General features: G+C 72.9%; 7 protein-coding genes. 1 reads left to right on the top strand and 6 read right to left on the bottom strand.

From position 1 onward, the window contains the following. Window positions 1–18: 18 nt before the first annotated feature. Entirely contained in the window at window positions 19–873 is an 855-nt protein-coding gene (locus ASL10_RS00395) for an ABC transporter permease (RefSeq protein WP_056043141.1), read from the bottom strand. Next, the gene (locus ASL10_RS00390) at window positions 870–1,919 is read right to left on the bottom strand and encodes an ATP-binding cassette domain-containing protein (protein ID WP_056043138.1); all 1,050 of its coding nucleotides are present in this window, start codon (window positions 1,917–1,919) and stop codon (window positions 870–872) included. Before ASL10_RS00390 ends, ASL10_RS00395 begins: the two co-directional genes overlap by 4 nt. Window positions 1,920–2,123: 204 nt before the next feature. On the opposite strand from ASL10_RS00390, the gene ASL10_RS00385 reads away from it, so the two are divergent. Continuing rightward, window positions 2,124–5,624: a bifunctional proline dehydrogenase/L-glutamate gamma-semialdehyde dehydrogenase gene (locus ASL10_RS00385; protein ID WP_056043135.1), complete on the top strand. Its 3,501-nt coding sequence runs from the start codon at window positions 2,124–2,126 to the stop codon at window positions 5,622–5,624. A gap of 121 nt (window positions 5,625–5,745) precedes the next feature. On the opposite strand, the gene ASL10_RS00380 is transcribed toward ASL10_RS00385, so the two are convergent. The 4 genes from ASL10_RS00380 to ASL10_RS00365 form a co-directional block, all read right to left on the bottom strand. Then, window positions 5,746–6,954, bottom strand: a complete 1,209-nt coding sequence (locus ASL10_RS00380) for an alcohol dehydrogenase catalytic domain-containing protein (RefSeq protein WP_056043133.1) — start codon at window positions 6,952–6,954, stop codon at window positions 5,746–5,748. 234 nt (window positions 6,955–7,188) lie between these two features. Beyond that, on the bottom strand, window positions 7,189–8,172 hold the full coding sequence (locus ASL10_RS00375; protein ID WP_056044478.1) for an NAD-dependent epimerase/dehydratase family protein: 984 nt from the start codon (window positions 8,170–8,172) through the stop codon (window positions 7,189–7,191). Beyond that, window positions 8,169–10,946 carry an alpha/beta fold hydrolase gene (locus ASL10_RS00370; RefSeq protein ID WP_056043130.1) on the bottom strand — a complete coding sequence of 926 codons (2,778 nt, stop codon included), beginning with the start codon at window positions 10,944–10,946 and terminating at the stop codon, window positions 8,169–8,171. The genes ASL10_RS00375 and ASL10_RS00370 overlap by 4 nt, the downstream gene beginning before the upstream one ends. Continuing rightward, a complete protein-coding gene (locus tag ASL10_RS00365) occupies window positions 10,943–11,965 on the bottom strand; it encodes a 3-oxoacyl-ACP synthase III (protein ID WP_056043127.1) in 1,023 nt (340 codons plus the stop codon). The genes ASL10_RS00370 and ASL10_RS00365 overlap by 4 nt, the downstream gene beginning before the upstream one ends. Window positions 11,966–12,113: the final 148 nt, after the last annotated feature.

The raw sequence follows: 12,113 nt of genomic DNA, 5'->3' as shown, positions 1-12,113 counted from the left end.
ACGGGCGTCCGGCGTCCGCTACTTCGCGCTGATGCGCTGGAACTTGCGGATGCACAGCGGCACGAAGACCACCAGCATCACGGTGATGCCGAGCAGGACGGTCGCGTAGGGGTGCTGCATCGTCCAGATGTCGGGCACCGGGGTGTCACCCAGGTTGCCGAACGAGGTGCGGGCGGCCTGCACGAGCGACGACACCGGGTTCCACTCGGCGAAGACCCTCAGCACGGTCGGCAGGGTGTCGCTCGGCACGAACGCGTTCGAGACGAAGGTCAACGGGAACAGGATCATGAACGACGCGTTGTTGATGGTCTCGGGCGTCTTGACGCTCATGCCGAGCAGGGCCATAACCCAGCTGAACGAGTAGCTGAACAGCAGCAGCAGGGCGACCCCGCCCACGAACGAGGCAGGTGAGGCGTTGACCCTCCAGCCGACGGCGAGACCGGTGAGCATCATGATGACCATCGAGATCGTGTTGAGCGCCAGGTCGCTGTTCGTGCGACCGATCAGCACGGCCGACGGGCTCATCGGCAGGGTGCGGAACCGGTCGATGATGCCCTCCTTCAGGTCTTGGGCCATGGCGGCACCGGAGAAGGTCGAGCCGAAGACCACGGTCTGCGCGAAGATGCCCGCCATGAGGAACTGCGTGTAGTCGGTGCCCTGGACGGCGATGGCACCGCCGTAGACCTGGCTGAAGAGCAGGACGAACATGATCGGCTGCAGCACGGCGAAGATCAGCATGTCGGGCGAGCGCTTCACCTTGATCAGGTTGCGCTTGGTGACCGTCCAGCCGTCCGAGGCCCAGGTGCCGAGGCCCGTGTCGGTCGACGGGACGAGCGTCTGCGCCAGGGCGGAGGTGGTTCCGGTGGTGGTCATGCCCGTGCCTCTCTCTTCTTCGCACCGCGCCGACCGCGACCTCGACCGCCGGCCGGGTCGTCGTCGGGGGAGTCGTGGTCGTCGCGCGCGTCGTCGTCGGCCGCGCGGTGGCCGGTGAGCTGGAGGAACACGTCGTCGAGGGTGGGGCGTCGCATGCCGGCGTCGTGCAGCTCGATGCCGGCCGCCCCGAGGTCGGCGAGCGTCCGCTGCAGAGCGGTCGGGCCGTCGGTGACCGCGACCTCGAGCTGGCGGCCGTCGGCCCCGACGGTCGGCTCGGAGTCGCCGTGCCGCCGGAGCACCTCGACCGCCTGGTCGGCCCGCGCCTCGTCGACGAGGGCGACGACGAGGCGGTGGCCGCCGACCTGGGCCTTGAGCTGGTCGGCCGTGCCCTCGGCGATGACGGCGCCACCGTCGATGACCGAGATGTCGTCGGCCAGGCGATCGGCCTCCTCGAGGTACTGCGTGGTCAGCAGCACCGTCGTGCCACCGTCGACCAGCCCGGTGATGATGTCCCAGAGGGCGAGGCGGCTGCGGGGATCGAGCCCCGTCGTCGGCTCGTCGAGGAAGAGCACGCGCGGATTCGTCACGAGCGCCCCGGCGAGGTCGATCCGTCGGCGCATGCCGCCCGAGAAGCCCTTGACCGGCCGGTCGCCCGCAGCGGCGAGGTCGAAGACCTCGATCAGCTCGCGGGCGCGATCCCGACTCACTCGGCTGCCCAGGTGGTATAGCCTCCCGATCATGTCGAGGTTCTCGAATCCGGTGAGGTTCTCGTCGACCGCGGCGTACTGCCCCGAGACGCCGATCGAGCGGCGCACGGCCTGGGCGTCGGCGTCGACGTCGAGCCCGGCGATCGTGGCCGTGCCGGCGTCCGGACGTTCGAGGGTGGTGAGCATCTTGACGCCCGTGGTCTTGCCCGCGCCGTTCGGCCCGAGCAGCGCCTTGACGGTGCCCTCGGGCACGATCAGGTCGAGGCCGGTCAGTGCGTGGACCGGGCCGGACTTCGACCGGTAGGTCTTCGTGAGGCCGCGGGCCTCGATCATCGCCATGGGTGCTCCCGGTGCAGGGGGCCCGTCCATCCGCAGACGGGTCCGTCTTGGCGGCCGCTGTGCACCGCCTGAACGCGCCCAAGGTAGCGCTGTCCGGCCCTCGCCGCCAGTGCCGATCGACCCCTCGTGGAGAAGGAGGCGCGGCCACGTTACGGTCTCGTGTCAAACCTTGCCAGGTGGCAAGTTCCGCCCTACATTCATCCCATGACCACCATCGACGAGACGGCGGGGCCGTCCACCGCTGAACAGCTCCTGCCCGTCGGCATCGGCGACGACGCCGTCGCCCTCGCCCGCCGCTGGGCGCACGAGGCGTCCGGCGCCCCGAGCACCGGTTCGGCCCACCTGCTCGCCCAGGTCCTCAAGGACGAGTCGGGCCTCGCGTTCACGATCGGTTTCGTCGACCGGGTCGTCCGGCCGGAGGACCTCGGCGTCGCGGCCCGCAACCTGTCGACCCTGGCGAAGCAGGCACCGGCCTTCCTGCCGTGGCACATGCGTTCCGCCGTGCGTCTCGGCGGCGTCATGGCACCCGTGCTCCCCGGCGTGGTCGTGCCGATCGCCCGTCGCGTCCTGCGCGGCATGGTCGGCCACCTCATCGCCGACGCCCGCCCCGCCAAGCTCGGTGCGGCCATCGCGAACATCAAGAAGGACAGGACGCGGCTCAACCTCAACCTGCTCGGCGAGGCCGTCCTCGGTGACGCCGAGGCCGAGCACCGCCTCGCCGGCACCCGGGCGCTCCTCGCCCGCGACGACGTCGACTACGTGTCGATCAAGGTCTCGTCCATCGTCAGCCAGCTCTCGATGTGGGCCTTCGACGAGACCGTCGAGCGCGTCGTCGAGAAGCTCACCCCGTTGTACGAACTCGCCGCCCGGTCGCCGAAGCCGAAGTTCATCAACCTCGACATGGAGGAGTACCGCGACCTCGACCTGACGATCGCGGTCTTCACGCGCCTCCTCGACCAGCCGCAGCTGAAGGGCCTCGAGGCCGGCATCGTCCTGCAGACCTACCTGCCCGACGCCCTCGGCGCCCTGCAGCACCTCACCACCTGGGCGACCGAGCGGGTCGACGCCGGCGGGGCCGCGATCAAGGTGCGCATCGTCAAGGGCGCGAACCTCGCGATGGAGACCGTGGACGCCACGGTGCACGAGTGGCCGCTCGCCACCTACGGCACCAAGCAGGACAGCGACACCAACTACAAGCGCGTCCTCACCTGGGCCTTCACCCCCGGACGCACCCGTGCCGTCCGCGTCGGCGTCGCCGGTCACAACCTCTTCGACATCGCCTTCGCCCACCTGCTCGCCGAGGCCCGTGGCGTGAGCGACCGGGTCGAGTTCGAGATGCTGCTCGGCATGGCCGAGGGGCAGGCCGAGCTGGTCAAGGCCGACGTCGGCGGGCTGTTGCTCTACACGCCCGTCGTGCACCCCCGAGAATTCGACGTCGCCATCAGCTACCTGATCCGCCGCCTCGAGGAGAACGCGTCGAGCGAGAACTTCATGTCCGCCGTTTTCGAACTCGCCTCGAACGAGGCCATGTTCGAGCGCGAGAAGGGCCGGTTCCTCGCCTCGCTCGCCGAGGTCGACGGAGACACCCCGGCACCGCACCGCGTGCAGAGCCGCCTCGACGCGGCCCAGGCGTTGCAGCCCCGCGCGGCCGGCAGCGGCTTCGACAACGAGCCCGACACCGACCCCGCCCTCGCCGACAACCGCGCCTGGGGTCGTGAGATCGCCGCCCGCTCGGCCGACTCGCGCCTCGGCGTCGAGCTGATCGAGTCCGCCCGGGTGACCGACGAGGCCACGCTCGACGCGATCGTCGCCGAGGCCGTCGCCGCCTCCGCCGCCTGGTCCGACCGCGGAGGCGCGGGTCGTGCCGCGATCCTGCGCGAGGCCGCGGCCACGCTGTCGGCCCGCCGCGCCGACCTGATGGAGGTCGCCGCGAGCGAGACCGGCAAGACGGTCGCCGAGGGCGACGTCGAGGTCAGCGAGGCCATCGACTTCGCCAACTGGTACGCCCACCTCGCCGAAGAACTCGACCGGGTCGACGGTGCGACGTTCGTCCCCGAGCGACTCACCCTCGTCACGCCGCCCTGGAACTTCCCCCTGGCGATCCCGGCCGGCTCGACCCTCGCCGCGCTCGCCGCGGGCAGCAGCGTCGTCGTCAAGCCGGCGGGCCAGGCCAAGCGCAGCGGGGCCGTCATGGTCCAGGCGCTCTGGGACGCCGGCGTGCCCCGCGAGGTGCTGAAGCTGGTCGACGTCGACGAGGGCGACCTCGGTCGTCACCTGGTGTCGCACCCGTCGGTCGACCGCGTGATCCTCACCGGCGCCTTCGAGACGGCCGCGCTGTTCACCAGCTGGCGCACCGACCTGCCCCTGCTCGCCGAGACGAGCGGCAAGAACGCCATCATCGTCACCCCCAGTGCCGACCTCGACCTGGCCGCGTCCGACGTCATCAAGTCGGCCTTCGGCCACGCGGGTCAGAAGTGCTCGGCGGCGAGCCTGGTGATCCTGGTCGGCTCGGTCGCCACCTCCGAGCGCTTCCGCCGTCAACTCGTCGACGCGGCGTCGACCATGCGCGTCGGACTGCCCTCCGACCCCACCACGCAGATGGGCCCGATCGTCGAGCCGGCCCACGGCAAGCTCGAACGTGCGCTCACCACGCTCGGCGCGGGCGAGACCTGGCTCGTCGAGCCGAAGCGACTCGACGACACCGGGCGCCTCTGGTCGCCCGGCGTGCGCGCCGGCGTCGCCGCGGGCAGCGAGTTCCACCTCACCGAGTACTTCGGACCGGTGCTCGGCGTCATGACCGCGAAGACGCTCGACGAGGCGATCGAGCTGCAGAACGCGACCGACTACGGCCTGACCGCGGGTCTGCACACCCTCGACCCCGCCGAGCTGTCGACCTGGCTCGACCGCGTCGAGGCGGGCAACCTCTACGTGAACCGCGGCATCACCGGGGCGATCGTGCGTCGCCAGCCGTTCGGCGGCTGGAAGAAGTCGTCGGTCGGTGCCGGCGCCAAGGCGGGCGGGCCGAACTACCTCGTGCACCTGGGGTCCTGGCAGCCGACGACGCTGACCGAACCGCAGGAGGCGCGCCCGGGTCGCGAGGCCCTGGCCGCCCTCGAGGCCGCGTCGCCCCTGCTCGGGGCGTCGGGTGCGTCGGCCCCCGACGACCTGCGGGCCGCCGCCGCCAGCGACGAGCACTTCTGGGCCACCGAGTTCGGCGTCGCCCGTGACGTCAGCGACCTCGGCCTCGAGCGCGACCTGCTGCGCTACCGTCCCCTGCCCGTCACGATCCGCGCCGCCGACGGCGCGGCCCCGGCCGACGTGGTCCGCGTGTTGCTCGCCGGTCTGCGCTCGGGCGCGCCGCTCACGGTGTCGTCGTCGGTCGAGCTGCCCGGCGCCCTCGTCCGTGCGCTCGGCCTCGCGGCATCCGACGTCGTGCACGAGGACGACGCCACGTGGCACGACCGGGTGCGTGCGGGGCGCCTGTCGACCGAGCGCGTGCGGTTGGTGACCGGTGCCGGTGACGCGACCCGCGCCTCCTCGGCCCTGGCGGACGCCCTGGGCGGCGACCCGGCGGTGGCCGTGTTCGCGGCCCCGGTCACGCCGACCGGCCGGCTCGAACTGCTGCCGTTCCTGCGCGAGCAGGCCGTCGCCATCACGGCCCACCGCTTCGGCAACCCCGACGACTGGAGCGCCTCGGTCATCTGACCCCGCTGGCGCACGCAGACGCCCGAACCCGCCGGACCCTTCGGGAACCGGCGGGTTCGTGTCGTCCACGGCGGTCCGGCGATGGCCCGCCGGGAGCGACGGGAACAGCCGGCCCGAGGCCCTAGCCGGGGACGACCTCGACCTTGGTCCAGCCGGGCTCCCGGCGATCGAACGCCTCGTAGGCCTCGATGGCCGAGCCGATGCCCTCGTGCTCGGTGATGAACGCCGTGGGGTCGAACTGACCCGAAGCGACCAGGTCGATCAACGGCGGGGTCACCGAGTGGTGGTCGCAGTTGCCCATGCGGATGGTGAGGTTCTTCAGCATCGCCTCGCCGAAGGGGAACGACGTCACGGTCGGCGAGTAGACGCCGATGACTCCGATGCGGCCGTACTTCGCCACGACCTCGACGGCCCAGCGCAGGGCCTGGGTCGGCGCGTTGCCGGGCACCCACTGGTCGCCCTGCGGGTTCGCGTCGGGGGCGACCTGCTCGACCTCGGCGGCGAACTCGGCGGCCGTGTCGGGGTCGGGGGCGGCGGGACCGTGGCTCGCGTGCTGGGCGTCCACGCCGACCGCGTCGATGACGGCGTCCACACCGGCGCCACCGGTGAGGCGCTTGATGGTCTCGACCGGGTCCTCCTCGTCGAAGTTCACGATCTCGGCGTTCTGGGCGAGCGCCTGCGCCAGGCGGGTCTCCTCACGGTCGACCACGATCACGCGGCTCGCGCCCTGCTTGAAGGCCGAGGCGATCGCGAACTGGCCCACGACGCCGGCACCGAAGACGGCGACCACGTCGCCGCGGGTGACCCCGGCGAGTTCGGCGCCGAACCAGCCGGTGGGGAAGATGTCGCTCAACAGGATGGCCTGCTCGTCGCTGACCGTGTCGGGCAGGCGGTGCATGGTGTTCTGCGCGAACGGGACGCGCACCTGCTCGGCCTGCAGGCCGTTCACCGGTCCGGTCGAGGCCGGGCCGCCGAAGAAGCAGGTGCCGGCGTCGGGGCCGTTGGGGTTCGCCACGTCGCATTGAGCGGTCTGGCCCTGGCGGCAGTAGCGGCAGGTGCCACACGACACCGTCGAGTTGATCACGACCCGGTCGCCGGCACTGAAGCCGCGCACGTCGTCGCCGACCGCGGTGACGACGCCCACCGCCTCGTGGCCGAGGATCGTGCCCTCGGCCATGGGCGCCATCGTGCCGCGCACGAAGTGCAGGTCGGTGCCGCAGATCGCACTCCGGGTGATGCGGACGACCGCATCGGTCGGGTCGACGATCGTGGGGTCGGCGACCTCGTCGAGTCGGATGTCGCCGATGCCGTGCCAGACGACTGCCTTCATGGGATGGTCCTTCCGTTGAGCCCTGGGCACCGGAGCTGCCCGGTACCCGTGCGACGGTAGGCGGCACGACGCCGGAGCGACATGTGCCCTCACACAGAGAACGGGGGACGCCGCCTCGCCCTGGTTCCCTCCGCCCGGGGGAGTCGGCGGGCTCCCGTCACCCCTGGCGGGTCATCGCCGACCCGCCGGGCACGACGGGAACCCGCCGACCCGAGGGTGGCCGGGCGGCGGGTCTCAGACGGCGGGCTGCCCGGCGGCGTACCAGGCGGCGAGACGACTCAGGCCCTCGTCGACGGTCACGGCCGGTGTCCACCGCAGGTCGCGCTGGGTGCGCCGCTGGTCGAACCAGTGCGCCGTGGACAGCTGCTCGGCGAGGAACCTCGTCATGGGTGGTTCGTCGGTGCCCGGCCGCACGGCCCAGACGCGCTCGACCAGCGACCCCGCGGCGCGGGCGATCCCGGCCGGCACCCGCAGGCGAGGCGCGGGCACCCCGGCGGCCGCGCAGATGCCGGCCATCAGGTCGGCGACGGTGCGGGGCTCGCCGTTGCTGATCACGTACGACTCGCCGCTGACCTCGTCGACGCGTGCGAGCGCGGCGGCGATGCCGGACGCCGCGTTGTCCACGTAGGTGGAGTCGATCAGGGCGGCGCCGTGGTCGAGCAGCGGCAGGCGGCCGGAGCGCGCACGGTCGACGATCCGCTCGACGAGCTGCGTGTCGCCCGGTCCCCAGACGAGGTGGGGGCGGACGGCCACCACGCGCAGGTCGGCGTCGGCGGCCCCGAGGGCGACCCGCTCGGCCGCGGCCTTGGTGCGGGCGTAGTCGCCTCGGGCGTGTCCGGGCGAGGCGGGCAGGGCGTCGTCACCGACGATGGACGACCCGGCGTGCGCCACGGACGGCGACGAGACGAAGACCAGCCGGGGCACCGAGGAGGCGCGCATCGCCTCGATCAGGGAGCGCGTGCCCCCGACGTTGACGGCTTCGAACTCGGCCGGTTCACCGGTGAGCGACACCTTGGCCGCGAGGTGGACGACGGCGTCCTGGTCGCGGACGGCGGCGGCGACGGCCCGCGGGTTCGTCATCGACCCGAGCACGTCGCGGGCACCGGGCACGCCGGAGGGCCGACGCTGGAAGGTCGTGACATCGTGTCCGGCGTCGGTGACGGCGCGGGCGACGGCACCGCCGAGCAGGCCGCTCGCGCCGGTGACCAGCACCCTCACGGGCGACGCATCCGGCCGCCGGACAGCACGGACGTCGCCCACGCGGCCAGGCCCGTGCGGTCGATCTTGCTGTTGTGCCGCACGTCGGTCGGCAGCTGCGGCACGACGAGCACCGCGGCCACGGGTCGACCCGACGCCGACCGGACGGCCGAGCGGACCGAGGCCGCCAGGGCCGCGGACGCCAGCCCCGGGCGACGAGCCGGGGGGACGGTCTCGGCCACGACGACGACCTGCTGCGTGCCGGCCGGACCGACGCCGACGACGGCGGCGCGCGCGATGGCGGCCCGCGCCTCCACGGCCTGTTCGGATGCCACCGGCGTCAGCACGCCCGTCGACGTCGTGATCACGTGGGGCAGGCGGCCCTCGACCCAGAGTCGACCCTGCGCGTCGAGGTGCCCGACGTCGCCGGTGCGGTGCCAGCGGGTCTCGGCGGTCGAGCCCAGGCGGCTGAGGCGGTGCGTCAGCCAGAGACGGTCGTAGTGGTCCTCGACGTGGGGCGCCGAGACGACGATCTCGCCCGTGACGCCGGGGGCGTCGGTGAACGCCGAGGAGGCGCGGCCCCCGTCGTCGAGGGGAGCGATCCGCACCGTCGTGGTCGCGCCGGGCAGCCCGACGCAGACCCCGCCGGCGTCGGGCGCACCCGCGGCGACGGCTGCCCCACGGTCGGCGGCCGCGGAGCGCACGCCCTCGAGCGTGACGTCGGTCATCAGCAGGCCCTCGGTCATGCCGTATGGCGTGTGGGGCGTCGCGTTCGGCATGAGGTCGCCGGCCGCCGCCAGCAGCGCCTCGGAGACGGGCGCGCCCGCCGACAGGAAGGTCTCGACGCCGGCCAGCGCGCGGTGGTCCGCGTCGTCGAGGTCGTCCGACGTCGCGACGACGTTGGCGAGCGCGGCGGGGGAGAGGAACACCACGGTGGCGTCCACCGCCGCCGTGGCGGCCGCGACGGACCGGGCGGTGAGGGTGCGCGGCTTCGTGACGTCCATGTCGGGGGTGACGCTCGTCGCCCCGAGGGCGGGGCCCAGCAGGGCGAACGGGGCGAAGCCGGCCACCAGGCCCGTGCCCGGACCGACGTCGTACTGCTCGGCCAGGGCGTCGCGCAGGGCCGTCAGCTGGCCGTGCCGGTAGACGACGCCCTTCGCGGGGCCGGTCGAGCCCGAGGTGAACAGGATGGCGGCCTCGGCGTCGGCCGTGGGGGCGTCGGGCAGCTCGGCGAGGGCACCGTGGGCGCGGCGGCCGAGGGCGGCGATCTCGGGCAGCGAGGCCTCGACGCCGAGTGCCCGGGCGGCGACCGGCGACAGCGTCGTCGTCGAGATCTTGCGGCCCGGCCAACCGAGGGCGGTGGCCGCCGTGAGCCCCGGGAGCTGCCCGATCACGTGGTCGGGCCACGCGCCGCGGACGGCGCGGGTCAGGCCGCGCACGCCGAGACCGGCGTCGGCCACGACCACGACGGCACCGAGGCGGACGCAGGCGTAGAGCACCGCGGTCAGGTCGGCACCGGGCTGGACGAGCAGCGAGACGCGGTCGCCGGGGCGCACGCCGTGCTTCCGCAGACCGAGCGCGATCTCGTGGACGCGCCGGGCGAGCAGGCTCCAGCTGATCGAACGCGGGCCGTCGGCACCCGCGGGTGCCATCTCGACGAGCGCGGTGGCCGGGCTGTCGGCCAGGGAGTCCAGGTACGACCAGAGCGGGCGGTCCTGCGGGGAGGCGACCCGCGCCTCCTCGGTTCCGACCGGGGCGGCGACTCGGGCCTCGGTGGCGGCTCGGGCCGGGGCGTCGACGGCGGCCGTCCCGCCGGGCAGCCGGTCGCCCAGCCAGGTGAGCACGGCTCCGGCGTAGTCGACGTCCTCGGCGACGAGGTGGCCCGCACCCTCGAAACGGTGCACGTCGGCGTGCGGCAGGCGGCCGACCAGGTCGTCGAGGTACCGGTCGGAGAAGATCGGATCGCGCGGGCCCCAGAGCATCAGGGCCGGCACGGTGAGTGCGCGCAGGCCCTCGGCGATGCGGTCGAGCTCGGGGCTGCTGACGTGCCCGTCGTCGACCGGGATGTCGGCCACGAAGCCACCGATGCCGCCGCGGCGGTCGGCCTGGCGGTACGGAGCGCGGAAGCCGGCCTTCACCTCGGGCGAGAGCGGCGGGTGGGCGAGGCCGAGGGTCACGTCGAGGAACCCGGTGGTGCCGACGGTCGCCCGGCCCAGCACGCCGCGGGCGAGGGTGAGGCGCAGGGGAGGGGGGATCTTCTCGCCCTCGGGCTGGTGGATCGCGGTGTTGAGCAGCATGAGCCCGGCCAGTTGGTCGGGGTGGTCGACCGCCCAGCCCATCGAGACGACGCCGCCCCAGTCGTGGCCGAGGGTGACGACGGGCCCGGTGACCTCGAGGGCGTCGGTGAGGTCGCCCAGGTCGGCGACGCGGCGGGCCAGCGTCTGCGGCGAGCCCGTGCGCTCGGAGAAGCCCATGTCGAGCTGGTCGACCGCGACGACGCGCCACGCGGGCCCCCCGGCGACGGCCGTCTCGACCGTGCGGGCGACGAGGCGGCGCCAGAGGTACGACCAGGTCGGGTTGCCGTGCACGCAGAGGATGGTGCCGACCGGTTCGGCGCCGACCTCGGCCAGCGCCTCGGCGTTGTCGAGGACGTGCCAGGTGCGGGAGGCGCGGTGTGCGCCGAGCCCGTACGGCACGTCGACGAGACGCGACCACGACGGGTCGAGCCCGTCGAGACCCGCGGGGGGACGTGACGCCGGCGCCGTGGCGGAGGCGGACCGCGGGAGCCGACTCACCAGGCGAGCTCCATCATCGCGGTGTTGATGCCCGAGCCGACGCCCATCAACAGGACGCGGTCGCCCTTGCTGAGGGTTTTGCTCTCTTCGACCAGCGTGATCGGGATCGACGCCGGGCCCACGTTGCCGAGGGTCGGGTAGGTGAGCGGGACGAGCTTCTTGTCGATGCCGGCGGCCTTGACGAAGGCACCCGTGTGCACGTCGCTGACCTGATGCATGATGTAGCGGTCCATGCGCTGCCAGTTCCAGTCGCGCTTGGCCTCTTTCCAGGCCGAGACGACGAGTTCCATGCCGCGCTTGAGCAGGGCCTTGGCGTCGGTGAACATGCCGTCGACGCTGCCGACGCAGAGGTCGTAGTTCTCGGTGGCGGCGCGGGTGACGCCGCCGACGATGCGGTGGCCCTCGGGGTGGAGGTCGGCACGGCCGATGACGGCGGCGGCGGCCCCGGAGCCCAGGGTGAGGCTGGCGAACTCGCTCATGAAGTCGTCGCGGCCGTAGCCCTTGGTGAGGAGGCGATCGATCGTGTTGACCTGGACGTCGTCGGCGTCCTCGCCGTCGATGATGACGGCGTAGTCGATCTGACCCGCGTCGATCAGCTGGGCTGCGAGGGTCATGCCGTTGACGAAGCCGAGGCAGGCGTTGGCGATGTCGAAGTTCGTGGCCGACGAGGGCAGGCCGAGGCCGTGGTGCAGGCGCACGGCGACCGAGGGCTCGAGGTGGGGGCGCGTGACCGACGTGTTGATCAGCAGGCCGACCTGGTCGGGGCGGATGCCGGCCTCGGCCAGCGCCCGCTTGCCGGCGTCGATCGCCGCCGCGTCGAAGCTCTGCTCGGTGCTCCAGTTGCGGCGCTCGTACACGCCGGCGACGCGCTGCAGCAGGCCCGTGGGCAGCTTGAGGCGCTTGAGCACGGGGCCGAGCTTCTCGTCGATGCTCTCGGAGGTGGTGACCCGGTCGGCCATGGTGCTGGTGACCGACAGCAACGCGACGTTGCTGTGCCGGGTCGTAGCGTTTCCGTTCAACGGAACTCCCTGTCGAGTTGTGGCGGGGTGGGGCTGCACGCGCGCGCGGGGTCGCGAGCGGAGCCGAACGTCGTGGGCACCGGTCCGGTGCATCAGTCAGTTTACGGCGGCGCACGCTGGGTGGTTGCCAGGTTGACGGGGCACGTCC

The sequence above is a fragment of the Frigoribacterium sp. Leaf8 genome, from assembly GCF_001421165.1.
GTDB lineage: Bacteria > Actinomycetota > Actinomycetes > Actinomycetales > Microbacteriaceae > Frigoribacterium.
Note: the sequence above shows the minus strand (reverse complement) of the source record. Positions and strands in the feature narration are given on the sequence as shown.